Raw genomic sequence first — 17,025 nt, 5'->3', positions numbered from 1 at the left:
GCTGCGCCTCGGTCGCCCGCTCACTCGGCCCACGACGGGCCTCCTCGCGCAGCGCATGCAACTCCGCCACACGCCCACGGGCATCACTCGGCTCGCTGGTGGTCTCGTCCAAAACGGTCATGCATCGACCCTACGGATCCGACCAAGAAAACTGTCCCGTCGACTCCGCACAGTCTCCGGAGCGTTCTCCTGTCACCACCGAACAGAACGCTTGCCCACTGCAGCCCAAGTACCAGCTCAGTGCCACCAAGCTTTGTGGAGGTTCAACAAGCCGTTCACCTGAGAGCCACCTCACAGTGGTGGGTGCCTCCGGCCGTGCCACCGGTGATCCGCAGCCGCAGCGAGGGTCCGGTGGAGAGCACTTCGATCGACGCGTCGTGGCTGGTCACCTTACGCACCGGGTGATGCCAGGTGATCTCCAGCGGCACCCCCGTGCGCGGCGGCTCGCTGAAGTGAAGGCTCGCAGTGTGCCGATTGCTCCGAACGAGGGCACTCGCGGGTGCTGTCGCGGTGAGCGGACCCACCGTACCGGGCTGCCAGAAGTTCGCCGCGGTCAGTCCCAGGGAGCGGACGGCGACGGCCTGGCAGGCCTTGCTGTTGGCGAGGATCTCCAGCCATCGCTCGTCCCGTGCGCGGGCGGCGAGCTCCCGGCGCCCCGCCCCGGGCACCAGCAGATACGCGTAAGAGGCGTCCACCGGATCGGTCCCGTGGTCGAGCCAGAGGGTCTGGTAGCGCCGGGTGACCCGCTCGGTGGAGCTGGTGGTGTTGATGTCGCTCCAGGCGCCGGTGCGTTCCTCGCGCAGGGTGCGCAGCCGCTCCGTACCGCACGGGAAGACCCAGCCGCCGTGGCCTTCGAGGTGGGCCCAGCCCCGCCCGGTGTGGAGCTCGTTCGTGCCGTCGGCGCCGAGGTTGCGGTTGTCGACGACCGTCTCGACGGGCACGCCGTCGGTGCTGGTGATGCCCGCGCCCAGGCAGATGACCGTGTCCCCGACGCAGAACCACGACTTGCGGGCCTGAAGGGTGGAGCCGAGGCCGAGCAGATGCTGGCCGACGGCCGCGAACTTCCCGTCGCTCGCCCCGCCCACCCACTTCGCGGCGGGCTTGGGCTCGCCCCATTCGCCGCCCGCCCGGTCGGCAAGTCGCTTGGTCGACACGGTCGTTCCGGGCAGCCGGTAGAAGTCCACGGTGGGCCAGAACCAGTCGGTGTACTGGCCGCGGTTGTCCGGGGTCCACCAGGAGAGCATTCCGGCGCCGGTGTGCCAGCCGCGCGGATTCTCGCCGTTGCCGCACTCGTAGTACGCGATCCGCTCCGAGGCCATGGAGATGTTCGCGGCCCAGCCGAGCCCCCGGTGCACGGCCCGGTCCATGGAGGCGAAGAGCTGATGGCCGGCCGGCTCGGGCGCGGCGGGCACGGGCGCGGCGGCGACCGCGTGCAGCCGGGAGAGGTCGGCCACGCCGAACTGCCCGCCGGTGAGGATCGGGGTGATGGTGTCCCGCTCGATCCAGCCCTTGATCCTCGCGTGCCACCTCTCCCGCTCGGCGGCCGACGCCCCGCCCGCGAGCAGCGCGATCGCGGCGATCAGTCCCTGCCCGTGGAAGTGGTCGCTGCGCATGATCCTGCGGTCGTCGTTCTTGAGGTAACCCCGGCTGATGGCACGGCCGTTGACGCTGTCCATCATCAGCCCGTCGTAGATCAGCGGCGCGTAGGCGTGCTCGACGCTGTCCAGGATGATCTGCCGGTTCGGGTCGGTGACGGCCCAGGTCGAGCCCGCGAGCAGGGCGAAGAGCCGGCCGAGGCCGTCGAGCATGACCTGTCCGTACGTGCCGGAGTAGGCGACCCAGGTGTGCTGGACGAACGAGCCGTCGGCGTAGAGGCCGTCGCCCTTGGTGACGTACGGGAAGACGGGCGAGAGGGCGTCCCTGGCCAGTGCGATCTTGGCCGGGGCTCTGCCGAGGACTCCGCGCAGGGTGACGGAGCGGCAGAGGTCGACGCGGTTGGCGCCGGTGGAGGTGCCGCTGTAGCTGCCGAGCATCGCGTCGGGGATGAAGTGGTCGACGGCGGCGAACGCGGCCTCGCGCTGCGCGGCGGTGAGCTTGTCGTGCAGGACGGCGACGATGTCCATGAGGAGGCGGGGGCTGCCTATCTGCCACTCCCACCAGTTGCCGTAGCGGGTGGTGGAGGCGTTGTAGATCTTCGCGGCGAGGTGGTCGAGGCCGCGGACGATGTCGGCGAGGAGCCCGGCGTCACCGGTGAGGCCGGTGCCCTGCTGTGCGTAGGCCTGGGTCATGGTCCACAGGCGGCTGTAGCTCTGGGTGATACCGGCGGGCGGGTCGAAGGCGTAGCCGGGCCACAGGGAGGTGTCGGTCGGCGCCATGGTGGTACGGAATCCGGCGGCGAGCCGTCCGGTCTCGGCGAGGCGTGATGCGTACGGCTCGGCGGTCGGGTCGTAGCCGGTCCCGAGGCTGATCTCCAGCCAGCGCTGCCGCAGGGTCTCGTACTCGTCGTCGGCCATCGCGAGTCCAGGAGAGGCAAGAGTGAAAGCGCTCGCTCCCATCATCCCGAGAAATGTACGGCGTGACCACGCGGACGAGATCGGCACGGGAGCCTCCGGAACAGAAGTGGTTTAGACCGGTTGCCCGTTGGTCTAGCACGCCTCACATGGGGCTTTCAATGGGCATGACAGTGGGAAATGGAAAGCGCTTGCCCCTCGGTTTCCGCATTCAACACGAGGGGCAAGCGCCGCTCAGGGGCCCGCCGGGGCTCCGCCCCGGACCCCGCTCCTCAATCGCCGGAGGGGTGAAGGTTCAGCCCGTCCGGCGTTTGAGAACGGACCCGTCGCTCGGACGGCGGTGCGCCACAGTCACGCACCGCACCGGAAGCCGGCGCTTCCCCAGTCCGCGTGGTCGTTGCCGTTCCCGTCGCCGCCGTCGCCGACGACCAGATCGACATAGGAGGCACCGGTGACGTCCGCGGTCAGCTGCCAGGCGGCGTCGGCGGCCTTCAGGACCGGCGACTTCGCCTTCTCGGCGCCGTCCGCCAGCACGCTGAACTCCACGCTGCCGCGTGAGGTCTGGACGTCGTCCACACCCACATCGGCGGTGAAGGTCGTGCACTGCCCGCCCAGGTAGTAGCGGACCTTCGCCGGGGCGTGCGTGCCGAGCCCCTTGGCGTAGGCCACTCCCCCGATCCTCAGCGGTCCGCCGTCGCCCGTCCCCGTCTCGCCGTTGGAGACATCGCGCTCGACTGGCCCCCAGCCGTTCTCGGCGGCCGTCCAGTCGATGTCACTGGCCCAGGCGTCGGCGGTGGGAGGTGGCGGAAGCGTGCGTACGGATGTCGAGGCGGCGAGCTTCCGCGCGGAGGTGCCCACGGTGTACGTGGCCTGCGAACCGAGCGTGTACGTCTGGTACTTGGCGTCCGCCGGCGGGGTGACCTGCCAGTTGCCGGTGACCTTCGCACCCGGCGCGACCGAGTCGAAGGAGACAGGCCCGGCGGGCTCAGCCGTCCATCCGTCGGGCAGCGCGAGACCGACGGCAACACCGGTCGCGGGCTGCGCCTCGTAGTTGGTGAACACCGCCTTGACCTCGTTCTTCCGTCCCGGCTCAAGGGTCTCGGCGGCCGGTTCGACGCTGAGCGTCCCGCAGGCCGCCTGCTCGGCGGCCGGACCCAGGTCGGTGACGGTGAATCCGTCGAGGACGAAGTCCGCGCCGTCCGGGGCGTCGTCGCGCTTGCGCAGCCCGGTCCAGGTGTCGCCGCAGCCCGCCGTGACGGTCTCGGTGAAGTGCCCGGTGGTCCGCTGCTGCCCGATCGGCGTGCGACGGGTCTCGACTGCGTCCGTGCCGCGGTCGTAGCCGGTGACCCACTCGTACGCGCCCGCATGGCTCGACTGGTAGTCGTACTCGACCCGGTAGCTGTGCCCGGTGGTCATCGGCACGGTCCAGGGCGCCGTGCGGTAGACAAGACCGGCGTTCTCCTCATGGGATTTCAGGGACTCGCCGCCGCCGAGCACGTCGTCGATCAGCTTCCCGTTCCAGCCCGCCTGGGTGTACGGGGCGTGCTTCTGCGCGATGTGGGTGCGCGGGTCGGTGACGCCGCCCGCGTCGCCCTTGAGGAAGGGGCCCCAGCCCTGGTCGACGGCCTCGAAGTCCTCGTAAGCCACCGTGCCCGGCCTGGTCGCGGGCGCGTTCTTGACCACGCGTACGTCGTCGATCCGCACCGTCGCCGGACTGCCGCTCGCCGCCTCGGCCTTGAGGGTGGCCGTGCCGTCGCCGGAGGCGGTGAAGTTCACCTTGGCCCGCTGGAAGTACGTGTCGTGCCGGTCGGACGCGGCGACCTGGTCCTTCGCGGTCGAGCGCTCGACGGTGACGGACGCGCCTCCGGCGGACAGGGTCGTACGCCGCTCCTTGCCCGGCTGGACCTCGATCCAGGCGGACGCGGTGTAGCGGGCGCCGGGCGTGAGTCCGGTCAGCCGCTGGGAGAGCGAGGCTGTTGACGTCCCGCTGAGCGCCGCGCTGTTGCGGCCGTGGTCGTCGGTGTCCCGGGCGACCGTGCCGCGCTTGGTCCAGTCGTCCAGGCCCGTGTCGTTGAAGCCGGGGTCGGCGACCGGGCCGCCCTCGCCCCACTGCGGGTCCGCGGGGGCGGGCGCGCGGTCGGGGTAGAGGACGTAGGGCTGTCCGGCGGCCGCGGTGAGACTGATCCTGCCGCCTACGGGGCGTACGGTGCCGGTCTTCACGCGTCCGTTGTCGGTGAGCTTGTAGACCGTATACGAGGATGCGCCGCCGACGGCCCAACTGGTGCTGCCACCGGCCTTGTTGTAGTGGTAAAGCTTCCTGCCGCCATCCCGGGGGAGCAGATACGCGTCCCCGTCGAGGACCTTGCGGCCGTGGTCGTAGAAGGTGCGGCGGCCGTTCTCGACCGTGCCCCGGACCCCGCCGGTGAAGGTCAGGTCATTGCCGTTCCAGCGGGTGATCTGCTCCTGCTGGAGGTATTTGGCGGGCAGATCGCGCTGCCAGACATTGGCGTAGAAGGCGTTCCAGTCGCTCTCGCCCGTCCAGCCCTCGAAGTCCTCCAGGGCCGTCTGGCCGAGGACGGGGTGGTTGTTCCAGACGTCCTTCTCGCCGTTGCGGATGAAGCGGATGATCTGGGAGTTGAGGCCCTTGTTGGTGGCCCCTCCGTAGTCCAGGTCGTTCGCCCAGTGCGACCAGAGCGAGGCCCGCTCGAACTTGTCGGCCCACTCGGTGCCGACGTTCCAGCCCTGCGCCTGTACGGCCTGCATCGTCTTGTCGGCGATCCAGCCGTGCGTGTAGTACACATCGATGTAGAGGAGGGAGAGATTGCGGTCGGTCTCGTCCCTCAACTGCTGGAATCTGCGGGCCAGATCACCGCTGTTGATGTCGCGGCGCTGGTCGATGTAGTAGCTCTGGTTCAGCCAGTTCCAGCCGGGCTTCGTCTTGTCGACGAGGCTCTCGCTGAAGTTCTTGGCCTCCGGGTAGGACTCGGTGGCGTTCACATGTACGCCGAAGGTCGCGCCCCACTTCTTGCCGTCCTTCAGCAGCGTGTTGAGGTCGGTGAGTCCTCCGGCGCGCTTGTTGTAGTTGCCGCCGTAGTCGGGGTGCGCGGAGTCGTGGCCCTCGGAGCCGTAGCCCTTGAGCAGCGCCAGCTGGCCCAGGCCGTCGGTGGCGAGCGAGATCCGCTTGACGTCGTCCAGGGTGCGGAGGAAGGGGTGGGTGGCCTGGCTGGCGAAGTTGAACGGGATATGGGTGATCACCCGGTCGGGCGTCTGCCCGCTGCCCGGGGCCTTGACCCCGATGGAGCGGAAGGCGACCGCGCCGTCCTGCCAGTCGACCTTCTTGTCGCCGTTGGCGTCGGGGGTGACGACGACCTTCGCCCAGGGCAGGTCCTTGCCGCTCTCCGGGCTCGGGGCGCCGGCACCCCGGTAGGTCCACTGCCCCGACCAGACGCCGACGCGCGTACTGCCGTCGGCCGCCTTGCGGGCCTGGTGCCAGAAGCGGGCGTCGTCGCCGCCCGTCGCGCCGCTGGGCTTGTCGAAGCTGGAGTTGGACTCGACGGCGGCCGCAAGGGAGCCGGTGTTGACGAGGGCGTACGAGGCGCCGACGGGTGCCGCGTCCGCCGCCGTCCGGTCCGTGACCTTCCCGAAGACGTCGGCGGTCCTCGTCGAGTCGGGATCGAGCCGGGTGAACGCGGTCTCGGCACCGGCGTCCGTACTGCCGACCGAGACGAGGTCGTGCCCGGGGATGTCGATCGTGCCCACGCGGAAGGCCTCGGTGTCGCGGACCGCGGTGACCTTGAAGGTCACGGCCCGCCCGGCGACGGTCAGCGCCGCGTCGATCTCGACTCCGGGCAGCCCGGCGAAGGTCAGGGTGTACGCGGCGCTCGACGCCGTGACGGCCGGCGCGCCCTTCAACTGCACGGCGTACGCCTTGCCGTTGAGGGTGACCTCGGTGACCGCGCTCGTACTCCCGAGGAGTGTCGCCCCACCGGCCCGGTCGGTGTACGAGAGGACCCGCGGGAAGTCGCCCGCGACGGCGACGGAGAGCTGACCGGAGCTGATGACGGCGGGGGCTTCGTCCTCGCCCGCGGCGGCCGGGAGTGCGGGCCCGGCCAGGGCGAACACGGCGGATGAGACGGCGGCGAGCGCGCAGGCCGCACGGAGTCTTCGTGGCATGGGGCCTGAGTAGCCCCCCGCTCTCGCCACCGTCAACGAAGTCGTGCGCTCCGGTGGCCAGTAGTCCAACAACCGCCGCGCGTTAGTCCAAGTCGCTCCGAGGCCCGTCAGTTTGTGAAGCCGGCAAAGAATTTGAGAGCGCTCTCAGTCACAACTCTTGACTGGTGCCCCACCCGTCGCAAGAGTGGGCCTCCCCCCACAACACCAGGAGTACATCCGTGATATCCCGACGTATGTTCCTGACAGGAACAGCGGCCGCGGCGACCGCACTTACCTATCCAGCCTGGGGAAGCGCTCTCAGCCCCCGGGCCAAGGCCGCGCCCCCCACCTGCGAACTGGCCCTGGAGAACAGGTCGCTGCCCGGCACGGTCCACGCCTATGTCACAGGCCACGCGCAGGACTCCAACCAATGGGTGCTGCTGCGCCCCGACGGAAGCGTCTACCGGCCCGACTCCCCCTCCGCGCCGCAGACTCCGCTTCCCGTCGACTGCGCGATCCCCCTCAAGGGCGCCGGCGCGGGCCCGGTCGTGCTCACGCTCCCCCAGATGTACGGCGCGCGCGTCTACTTCGTACGCGACGACAAGCTGGACTTCTTCCTCAACCCCGGGCCCTCCCTCGTCGAGCCCGCCTTCGCGACGAAGGCCGACCCCAACTACGGGCGCACCTGGTCATTCTGCGAGTTCACCTTCAACTCGCAGCAGCTGTTCGCCAACATCAGCTACGTCGACCTGGTGACCGCCCTCCCCATCGGCCTCACTCTCGAAGGCGACCAGACCCACACTGTCGCGCCCCTCCCCAACGGCGCACTGCAGAAGATCGCCGACGAGCTCACCGCGCAGGCGGCCCGCGACGGACAGCCCTGGGACAAGCTGATCATCCGCGGTTCGGACGGCGAGGTGCTGCGGGTGATCTCACCGCAGACCGTGATGGCGCCGTTCTTCGACCGGCCGGCCGAGATGCCCTTCCGGGACGTCTTCGACGGCTATATCGACAGGGTCTGGGAGAAGTACCGCTCCACCGATCTCAAGGTCGACCTCCAGGGAGGACGCGGCGTGTTCACCGGTCGCGTGAGCGGGGACGTCCTGACCTTCACCGGCGGCCATACCTTCGCCAAGCCGGCGTCGAAGGACATCTTCACCTGCAACCACGGGCCCTTCGCCAACAACCCCGACGACCCCGACGACAAGAAGGGCCTGCTGGCGAGGGTCGCCGCCGCCTTCAACCGGACGACGCTGCTGACGCACCCCGACCAGCCGAACGGGGCGACCTCGGCGGACTACTACCGTGATCCGGCGACCAACCACTGGTCGCGGGTCGTCCACGCGAACACCCCGATCGGCTATGCGTTCCCGTACGACGACGTGCGCCCGGACGGCCAGCCGGACGTCTCGGGCGCGGCGCACGACGGCAACCCGAGGCGGTTCACGGTGACGGTCGGGTCCTGACGGTCCCCGGTCGCCGGGCGGGCTGAAGCCGGCCCGCCCGGCGATGGACGACGGACCCGAAGGACTCAGCAGCCGCCGCAGTTGTAGTACGTCACGTCCCAGTGACTGCCCTCGTCCGCGTACACGTTCCCGGACCCCGACCTCCACTGCGGAGCCCCGTCGCCCGGCCGCGCCCCGATGTACGTGAACGTGTTCTTGATGTAGTTCCCGACGCACGTGTACTTGCTGTAGTCGAGCTTGTAGCCGTTCCAGTGCGAGTACGTGCCGCCCGCGTGCCCCGTCTCCGTGCCGCCCGTGATGTTGAGCGCGCAGCCGCTCGCGCTCTTGAGGGTCTGCGCCCCCTTCGCCGTGGCGAGGTTGAGCTGCTCGAAGGACGTACATGAGGGGTTGTTGCGGTCGGAGCAGCCGCCCGACGAGGACCAGGTGATCCCGGACGAGCGGAACATCGAGGTCGCGGTGGCATGGCTGATCTTGGTGGCGGCGTGAGCATCCGTCGCGCCTGTGATGACGCCGAACCCGGGCGCGAAGAGCGCACCGGTGACGAGCGCGAGCGAGACGAGCATGGGGCGGATTCTCATGGCGGGGGATCCCTCCTGCTGATGACCGTTGAGGACCGTGCATTCCGGTGGGACGGCTGTGCAGGTGGAGCAGACAGATGGTGCCCGAGTTCTACGCGCGTCCGCCAGAGGGCTGCTGCGACCTCCGGGTGAACCTCTCGAGAAGATGTTGAACTTTGAAGGGAATGCATCTACAGTCGAGGTCGTTGAAGCTTAAACAACACGCCAACACGTCCCCCAAGGAGTGCGTCATGGGTCTCTTCAACCGCAAGGCCGACACCACTGCAACCGCCACCGCCACCCTCGAGGTGGACCCGGCGCTGGCCGCCCTGACCGGCGACTACAGCATCGACCCGGCCCACAGCAGCGTCGGCTTCACCGTTCGCCACGCCATGGTCACCAACGTGCGCGGCTCGTTCGGCGACTTCTCCGGCAGCCTGCACCTGAACGGCACGGACCCGCACCACTCCACCGCCGAGATCGACGTCAAGATCGACAGCATCGACACCGGGATCGCCGACCGCGACGGCCACCTGCGCAGCGGCGACTTCTTCGAGGCCGAGCAGTACCCGCTCATGACGTTCCGCTCGACCCAGGCCGAGCAGCTGGGCGGCGACACGTACCGCATCACCGGCGACCTGACGATCAAGGACGTCACGCGCCCGCTCGCCATCGACCTGGAGTTCAACGGCTCCGTCACCGACGTCTACGGCAACGAGCGCGTCGGCTTCGAGGGCAGCGCCGAGATCCTGCGCTCCGACTGGGGCCTGACCTGGAATGCCGCGCTGGAGACCGGCGGCGTGATGGTCAGCGACAAGGTCAAGCTGACCTTCGACATCTCCGCGATCAAGGCCGCCGCCTGATCCTCGGCCTCGCCCCCTGAGCGCGCCCGCCCTGCCGTCCCCCGCGGCCGGGGCGGGCGCTCGGTCATACCCGGCCCGGTCTCAGAGACCGTCCGTGTAGAGAAGCTTGTTGGGCGAGCCCTCGGTGACGTTGGTCAGGACGCTCTTGGTGGACCAGGCGTCGAGCCAGTCCGCGACCTCGCCCGGTGTCGCGGTCGGGTTGCTCGCCTTGTACAGCGCGGCAGCACCCGCGACATGCGGAGAGGCCATCGAAGTGCCGTCGAAGGCGATGCTGCCGCCGCCGAGCTTCGCCGAGACGATGGAGGCGCCGGGAGCGTAGAGCGAGACGCATTCGCCGTAGTTGGAGAAGTCCGTCTCCTCGTCGGAGCGGTTGGACGCGGCGACCGTGACCACGCGGTCCGCTGACGCCGGGGAGATATTGCAGGCGTCCACCGCGTCATTGCCCGCCGCGATGACGGGCAGGACGCCCGCGTCCGAGACCGCGGTGGCCGCGTTGTTCACCGCGACGGACTTCTCGCCCCCGAGGGAGGCGTTGAGCACGGCGGGCTGCTCGGCGTTCTGGGCCACCCAGTCGAACCCGGCGAGGATCCCCGACCAGGTGCCCCTGCCCTCGCAGTCGAGTACGCGCACGCTCACCAGCGTCGCCCCGGTCGCGACACCGTAGGTCTTGCCGCCGACCGTTCCCGCCACGTGCGTGCCGTGCCCCTGGCAGTCCCGGCCACGCCGCCCGTCCCCGATGACGTCGTATCCGTACGTGGCGCGCCCGCCGAACTCGCTGTGGCCGTAGTCGATGCCGGTGTCGAGGATGTACGCGGTGACACCACTGCCGGTGCCCTTCACGTTGTACTGGTTGTTCAGCGGCAGACGGCGCTGGTCGATCCGGTCGCGGCCCCAGGACGCCGCCAGTGCGCGCTTCGCCCTGGCCGACTCCACGGGAAGCGCGAAGACCTCGGCGTCCTCCTCGACCGCGGCTACGCCGGGCGTGGTGCGCACCTTCTTCAGCTGAAGTGCGGTGAGCGGGGCGGCGAAGCCGCGCAGCGCGGACCTGTACGAGTACTGCGACTTCAGGCCGAGCTGCTTCACCACCGTGTCCGGGTCGGCGGCGGCATTGAGCGACACGATGTAGCGGCCCTTCATGGCCTTCGCCGAGTGGTACAGCGGCGCCGGGGTGGGGGCGGAGGGCTCGGCGGACGCGGACAGTGGTCCGGCGGACACAAGGGCAGCGGCAACGGCCGCGGCGGCAAAGGCTTTGAGCCTCATTCGGTTTGACATGCGGCCGAGAGAAGCACGCACAAACGATCACGGTCAATCACAGATAGTTGCTGTTCGATCACTTTCCGTGGTGAGTTCGATTTATGCCCCCCATGTGGCTCGGTGCGCCGAGTCGTACAGCCGAGTTGTACGGCTTGTGACGGGTCAAACGCATCCCGTGACGGGAAGAGGGGACACCATGCACTCGGCGAAGCGGCCCAAGCGGGTCACCTCATGGCATGTGATCGGCGCGCAGCTCGCCGTCTTCCGGAACGCGGCGCGGATGACCCAGGCGGGGCTCGCGGAGCGGCTGTGCGTCGGGGAGGACACGATCGCGTCGATCGAGCAGGGGCGCAGACCGTTGAAGCTGGACCTGGCGGAGGTCCTCGACGAGCTCCTCGATACGAAGCGGGCGCTGCAGACGGCGGTGGCGAAGGTACCGGAGCGGGAGCGGTTTCCGGCGTTCGCCCAGGATTACGTCGGCCATGAGCAGGAGGCCCTGACCCTGCTCTCGTACCAGGACCACGTCGTGCCGGGGCTGCTCCAGACGGAGGAGTACGCCCGAGCGGTCTTCTCCTGCCTCTACCCGCCGCTAGACGAGGACGAGGTGGAGGAGTGGGTTTCGGCCCGACTCACCCGACAGAACGTCTTTCAGCGCAAGCCCCGAGTAATGGCGAACTTCCTGCTGGAGGAAGTCATGCTGCACCGCCCCATCGGGGGGCGCTCCGTGCTGCGCGAGCAGATCCGGCATCTCCGGCACTGCGCCGAACTCCCTTTTCTGGGGCTGCAAATCATGCCGACCGACAGGGAGGTACACGCCGGGCTGGCTGGCCCCATGGTGCTGCTGGAGACCCCCGACCACGATCAACTGGCCTATATCGAGGGGCAGCTGGTCAGCTTCCTGCATGATGATCCAGACAAGGTCAGTGTCCTCCAGCAGAAATATGGGATGCTGCGTTCGCAGGCCCTCTCCCCCACGGAGAGCATGGGCCTGCTGGACGAACTGCTAGGAGAGTCATGAACTGGTTCAAGTCCAGTTACAGCAGCGACCAAGGCGGGGATTGCGTCGAAGTCGCTTACGACTGGCGGAAGTCCAGCTACAGCGGCGACGAAGGCGGCGCCTGCGTAGAGGTCGCCGCGCACCCCCTCGCCGTTCACATCCGCGACTCCAAGAACCCCACCGGGCCCGTCCTCACCGTGACCCCCGGCGCCTGGGCCGCCTTCGTCGACAGTCGCACCGCCTGACTCAGGCGCGAAGGCGCGTGACCGGCTTGCCCGTGTGGGTCTCGATCTCCGTCGCCGCTTCGTTCACCAGCCGATGGGTCAGCTCGCTGAGGGCGCGGGCCACGGCCAGTTCGTCCCCGATGTGGGGGACGTCCTCGTCGGAGCGATTGCGGTGTGCCGTGCCCTCTCCGACGATCAGTTCCGCGTTCTGACCACGCAGCCTGGCCTCGGCCTTGGTCACGTGGTCGTTCTCCGTGATGACGATCTCGACGTTCCACGTCTTGTTCCGCATCAGAAACCACCGCCTCCGTCGAATCCGCCCCCGCCGTCGAAGCCTCCGCCGCCGCCCCAGTCGCCTCCGCCGAAGTCGGAGGAGTTGAAGTCCGCCCCGGAATAGTCACCGCCGCTGAAGTCGCCGCCGCCGTAGTCCGCCGCGTACGCAGGGGTCGAGAGCATGCTGCCCAGCACCGTGCCGACCAGCAGGCCCGGCAGGAGGCCGCCACCGAAGTAGCCGCCCGCCCAGGGGCCGTACGCCGGGCCTGCCTCCCAGTACGCGCGGCGGCCGGACGCCGTTTCGACGGTACGGGCCATGGGGTCCTGGCCGTCCTCCAGCCGAACCGCGTCCGCCGCGCAGACCGGGACCTCGCGGGGCGCGGCGCCGCCTCCCGGGGTCCAGGTCATGTCCGTGGTCGAGGGGCCGTGGCGCGGGTCGAAGAAGCAGGGGGCCCGGCGCTCCGGAATGGCCTGGCCCGTGCGGCGGGCATCCAGGACCGCGAGTGAGAACCGGCCGTCCTCGATGGCCTGCGTGACCGCGCGTACGTCCTTGGGGTGTTCGGCCGCGCCCATCAGGGACTTGGACTGGTCGTACGAGTCGAGTGCGCGCTCGTAGTCGGCGCGCATGGCGTCGTCCGCGCCCTTCTCCGAGGGGTGGAAGTCCAGCCGGTCGAGCTCCTCGCCGAAGGCGGTGATGTCCTCGTCGACGACGACGCGCAGCTTGTCGAGTGCGGCCCGCTCCTCCTCGGCCTTCTTCATGCGCTTGCGGCGGACAATCGTGTACGCACCCGCGCCGCCGGCGGCCACGACCACGCCGAGCGTGATCAGGGCTCCGGTGTCGGCGCCACCGTCGGAGCCGACGCCCCAGGAGGAGGGGGCGCTGCCGCGCAGCTGGGGCAGGGCCTGGTCGACGAAGTTGTTCAGCTCGGTCGCGGCGTCGGCGCCGGGGGGCGTCCTGACCGCGGTGACCAGGTTCTGCACGGCCTGGCTGGACATGACGCTGCGGTCCGCGCCCGCATTGAAGCCGTTGCCGAGACGGATGGCGTACAGGCCGGTGATGCCGGTCTCGGTGCGGAGGTTCCGCAGGACCGAGTCCGGCGGGAACTCCGCGGCGTTCGGCAGTACGGCGATGAAGAGCGGCTTGTCGGCGTCCTTGATCTTCTTCGTCAGGGCGTCGGCATCCGCCTTGGAGAGCTGACCGGAGGCGCGGGGATCGACATAGACCGGGCTCTTCTTCAGCGCTGCGGCCACGGTTTCGGGGCCGGTGGCGGCTTGCGCTTCCGGCGCCGCGAAGAGGGCGGTCGCGGAGAAGGCGAGCAGCAGACCGGACAGGGCGGTGAGCAGCCGGGTCTTCATACACTCGACGCTACCGGAATGTGTGCGAATCCGGACAAGCGTGAGCCTTAATGCCGGGGCTCCGCGGACCGGGCCCGCCCTGGGCTCCGCCCCGGACCCAGCGCCTGCGGCGGGCTTGTTCCCCTACCCGCCCCTTCCCGACCCCCGGTACGGCCTTCGGCCGTAGTCCTCAAACGCCGGACGGGCTGAACATTCAGCCCCTCCGGCGTTTGAGGAGCGGGGAGGTTGGGAGTCCCCCCGGACGGAGTCTGGGGGAGGGCGGGGTGGGGGCTAAGCCAGCCTGTACGCCGCCGTCAGCTTGGCCACCGCCCCCGTCACGTCGCCCGTCAACAGAAGGTGGTCCGCCTCCGCGAACGGCTTCGCGACCGCCGCCGTCACATGCTGGCCGATCTTCGCCTGGACCAGCAGGCGGGCCTGGGAGACAAGCGCACGCGCCTCCGGTGAGTCCGCGCGGCCCGTGGCCTCGAGGATCCTCGCCGCGAGGGCGATCGCCTTGAGGGTGAGCTCCCCGCCCGCCGGCGGCTTCTTCAGGGTGGTCAGGCCCCAGCCGTACGGGTACTGCGGGTCGTACGCAGCATCCCCGACATTGATCGGCAGCTGGGCGGCCGACCTGGGCCAGGTGACCGGGAGCTGCCCGGTGAAGGCCCGCTTGCCGTAGAGGACATCGGCGACGCCGTCGCCCTCAGTGCCCGGCAGCCAGGAGGCGACGAGCGCGTCGAAGTCGCCGACGCGGTCGCCGATGAGCTGGGGGCGGCCGGAGACGATCAGGACCGCGCACTTCATGGCCGCGCAGACCTTGTCGACGGCCGCCTTGTCCGCGGCGCTCAGTTCCAGGTCGTGGCCGTTGCCGACGTCGCCGATGCCTTCGGCGTACGGGGTCTCGCCGACCACGACCACACCGACGTCATGGCCGTCCGTCGGCGCGGAGGCGTCCTTGGAGTAGGTCACGGCTCCGGGTGCGGCCTTCTTCATGCCCTCCAGGATCGTCGTGCCGGTGGTGATCTTTCCGGAGGAGCCCTGCCAGGTGACGGTCCAGCCGCCGGCCTGGTTGCCGAGGTCGTCGGCGTTGGACCCGGCGACGTACACCTTCTGGGACGGCTTCAGCGGCAGGACCGCGCCGTCGTTCTTCAGCAGGACCTGGGACTTGGCGGCGGCCTCGCGGGCGACCGCACGGTGTTCCGCCGAGCCGATCGCGCCCAGGTTGGCGGTGTCGGCGTACGGCTTCTCGAAGAGACCCAGGGCGAACTTCTGGGTGAGGATCCGGGAGACCGCGTCGTCGATCCGGGCCTTGCTGATGCGGCCCGCGTTCACCTCGTCCCGCAGGGTCTTGTGGAAGTCGGGGTAGGCCGTCGGGACCATGATCATGTCGAGTCCGGCGTTGATGGACGTGCGCACATCGCTCGCGTAGTCGCCGGGAATCTGGTCGATGGCCTGCCAGTCGCTGATGACGAAGCCCTTGAAGCCCATGCGGTCCTTGAGCACGCCGTTGATCATCTCGGCGCTGGCGTGCATCTTCACCGGGCCCTGGTCGTCGCCGATGATGTCCAGCGAGGAGTACGAGGGCATGACCGAGCCTGTGCCGCGCTTCACCGCCTCCGCGAACGGCGCGAGGTGTACTGCCTCCAGCTCCTGACGGGTGACCTTGGTGATGCCCTGGTCGATCTTGTAAGAGCCGGTGGTGGACGAGCCGTACTCCGTGCCCCCGTCGCCGACGTAGTGCTTGGCCGTGGTCAGCACCTTGTCATTGCGGTCGAGGTCCTTGCCCGACGGCGGTCCCTGCATGCCCTTGATGACGGTCTCCATGGCGGTGACCAGGGCCGGGTCCTCGCCGAAGGACTCGTAGGAGCGGCCCCAGCGCTCGTCGCGGGTGACGCAGAGGCAGGGCGCGAAGTCCCACGGGATGCCGGTGGCCCGTACTTCCTTCGCTGTCACCGCGCCGGTCTTCTCGGCGACGGACGGGTCGCGGGTGGCTCCGATGCCGATGTTGTGCGGCATGATCGTCGACCCGATGACGTTGTTGTGGCCGTGCACCGCGTCCACGCCGTAGATCAGCGGGATCTGGAACCGGGTTGCCTGGGCGCGCAGTTGGTAGGCGTCGACCATCCTGGCCCAGGCCTCGGGGGCGTTGGGCGTGGGTACGGAGCCACCGCCGGAGAGCAGCGAGCCGAGGTCGTAACTGGCGATGTCGCCCTGGGACTTGAGGGCATTGCGCTCGGCCTGGGTCATCTGACCGGCCTTCTCCGCGAGCGTCATTCGGGAGAGGAGGTCGGCGACGCGCTTCTTCACCGGGAGCCTGGCGTCGAGATACGGAAGCCCGTGGGCGTCCACGACGACCTGCGGGGTCTCGGCCGGGGGCTTGGCGCCGGTGACGGTGAGCTTGAGGGGGATCGTCTCGGCGGACTCGGCCGCAGGGTCCTTCTTGGTGGCGACGGCGACGGTCGTGGACGTACCGGAGACCGATCCGGCCGGGAAGGTGACGGTGCCGGAGACCGGCGCGTAGTCCGTGCCCGCTTCGGCGGTGCCGCCCTCGGTCGTGTACGCGACGGTCACGGGCTCGTCGATCGGGCCGGAGCCTGTGGTGGCGACGGAGATCTTCACCTGGGCGGTGCCGCCCTCGTCGACCGGATACACGGCGGCGTCGGTGATGACCTTCGCCTTCAGCGTCGGGTCGGCCTTTCCGTACAGCTCGACGCCGTCCATCGCGAATGTGCCGGGCGCGCCCGTGGGCAGAGTGAGCGCATATCCCCACACCTCGTTGAGGCCGAGGATCTGGTCGATGCCGCCGACGGGCTGGTAGTCGGCGCGGTAGTGGAAGTCGGAGAAGGGGATCTCGACGAGGTGCCAGCCCTCCCAGTCGTCGGTGAAGGACGTGGTCCACAGCTCGGATGCCTCGCCGTTGGCGCCGCCGTCCTTGAGCTCGAAGTTGATGCGCTTGCCGGAACCGGGCGGCAGGGGGGCGGTGTTCTGGCCGTACCACCAGAAGCGGATGCCCTTGTGGGCCGTCCAGTCGTGGGCGGGCTTGTCGAAGGCGAAGTCGTGGGTGAGTCCGCCCCAGCCGCTGATGTCGTAGCTGCCTTCGAGGACCTTGGCGCCCTCAGGGGCGTCGGCGCGCTCCTTGAACTCCAGCTTGGGCTGGTCGTCGGCGTCGCTGCCCCAGGTGAAGATCCCCTCGGCGGGCGGGTTCGCGAAGGGGATCTCGCCCTCGAAGCGGTCGACGGCGACAGGGGCGGGGTCGTCGGCGGCGGCGCTGGGGACGGCTGCGGCGAGGAGGCCGGTGAGCACGGCGGTCGCGGCGAGGACCGCCGTGCCGGTTCCTGCTCTGCTTCTGAAGCGGGTGCGCATGCGGGTGCGGGGTGGCATTGCGGCTCCTTCG

11 protein-coding genes are annotated in these 17,025 nt (G+C 69.4%); 4 read left to right on the top strand and 7 right to left on the bottom strand.

Annotation, left to right across the window (positions count from 1 at the left end):
• Positions 1-275: 275 nt before the first annotated feature.
• Positions 276-2,558 (bottom strand): polysaccharide lyase 8 family protein, encoded by a 2,283-nt coding sequence (locus ABZS64_RS17175; RefSeq protein WP_355829628.1) that lies wholly within the window; start codon positions 2,556-2,558, stop codon positions 276-278.
• Positions 2,559-2,861: 303 nt separating this feature from the next.
• Positions 2,862-6,683, bottom strand: a complete 3,822-nt coding sequence (locus tag ABZS64_RS17170) for an endo-alpha-N-acetylgalactosaminidase family protein (protein ID WP_355829625.1) — start codon at positions 6,681-6,683, stop codon at positions 2,862-2,864.
• Positions 6,684-6,916: 233 nt separating this feature from the next.
• Here ABZS64_RS17170 and ABZS64_RS17165 point away from each other — a divergent pair, with 233 nt between their 5' ends.
• Entirely contained in the window at positions 6,917-8,128 is a 1,212-nt protein-coding gene (locus ABZS64_RS17165; protein ID WP_355829646.1) for a glycoside hydrolase family 64 protein, read from the top strand.
• 65 nt (positions 8,129-8,193) lie between these two features.
• Here ABZS64_RS17165 and ABZS64_RS17160 read toward each other — a convergent pair whose 3' ends face one another.
• Positions 8,194-8,706, bottom strand: a complete 513-nt coding sequence (locus ABZS64_RS17160) for a hypothetical protein (RefSeq protein ID WP_355829622.1) — start codon at positions 8,704-8,706, stop codon at positions 8,194-8,196.
• 230 nt (positions 8,707-8,936) lie between these two features.
• Between ABZS64_RS17160 and ABZS64_RS17155 the strand changes: the two genes are divergently transcribed.
• Entirely contained in the window at positions 8,937-9,548 is a 612-nt protein-coding gene (locus tag ABZS64_RS17155) for a YceI family protein (protein WP_355829619.1), read from the top strand.
• An 81-nt stretch (positions 9,549-9,629) separates the two neighbouring features.
• Here the strand turns inward: ABZS64_RS17155 and ABZS64_RS17150 are convergent, their stop codons facing one another.
• Positions 9,630-10,808, bottom strand: coding sequence for a S8 family peptidase (locus tag ABZS64_RS17150; RefSeq protein ID WP_355829643.1), 1,179 nt, complete (start codon positions 10,806-10,808; stop codon positions 9,630-9,632).
• 190 nt (positions 10,809-10,998) lie between these two features.
• Between ABZS64_RS17150 and ABZS64_RS17145 the strand changes: the two genes are divergently transcribed.
• Both ABZS64_RS17145 and ABZS64_RS17140 read left to right on the top strand, forming a co-directional pair.
• Complete coding sequence (locus tag ABZS64_RS17145) at positions 10,999-11,820, top strand: helix-turn-helix transcriptional regulator (RefSeq protein ID WP_355829616.1); 822 nt, start codon at positions 10,999-11,001, stop codon at positions 11,818-11,820.
• Positions 11,817-12,044 carry a DUF397 domain-containing protein gene (locus tag ABZS64_RS17140; RefSeq protein WP_355829614.1) on the top strand — a complete coding sequence of 76 codons (228 nt, stop codon included), beginning with the start codon at positions 11,817-11,819 and terminating at the stop codon, positions 12,042-12,044. The genes ABZS64_RS17145 and ABZS64_RS17140 overlap by 4 nt, the downstream gene beginning before the upstream one ends.
• A gap of 1 nt (position 12,045) precedes the next feature.
• Here ABZS64_RS17140 and ABZS64_RS17135 read toward each other — a convergent pair whose 3' ends face one another.
• From ABZS64_RS17135 to ABZS64_RS17125, 3 genes are all read right to left on the bottom strand, one after another.
• Positions 12,046-12,315 (bottom strand): DUF1876 domain-containing protein, encoded by a 270-nt coding sequence (locus ABZS64_RS17135; RefSeq protein ID WP_355829612.1) that lies wholly within the window; start codon positions 12,313-12,315, stop codon positions 12,046-12,048.
• Positions 12,315-13,652, bottom strand: a complete 1,338-nt coding sequence (locus ABZS64_RS17130) for a hypothetical protein (RefSeq protein ID WP_355829609.1) — start codon at positions 13,650-13,652, stop codon at positions 12,315-12,317. The genes ABZS64_RS17135 and ABZS64_RS17130 overlap by 1 nt, the downstream gene beginning before the upstream one ends.
• A gap of 270 nt (positions 13,653-13,922) precedes the next feature.
• Positions 13,923-17,012, bottom strand: a complete 3,090-nt coding sequence (locus ABZS64_RS17125) for a glycoside hydrolase family 3 N-terminal domain-containing protein (RefSeq protein ID WP_355829607.1) — start codon at positions 17,010-17,012, stop codon at positions 13,923-13,925.
• Between the last annotated feature and the right edge of the window lie 13 nt (positions 17,013-17,025).

The organism is Streptomyces sp. NPDC005408, from assembly GCF_040606445.1.
Taxonomy (GTDB): Bacteria; Actinomycetota; Actinomycetes; order Streptomycetales; family Streptomycetaceae; genus Streptomyces.
The sequence above is the reverse complement of the archived record's forward strand: the minus strand, read 5'-3'. Positions and strand labels throughout refer to the sequence as shown.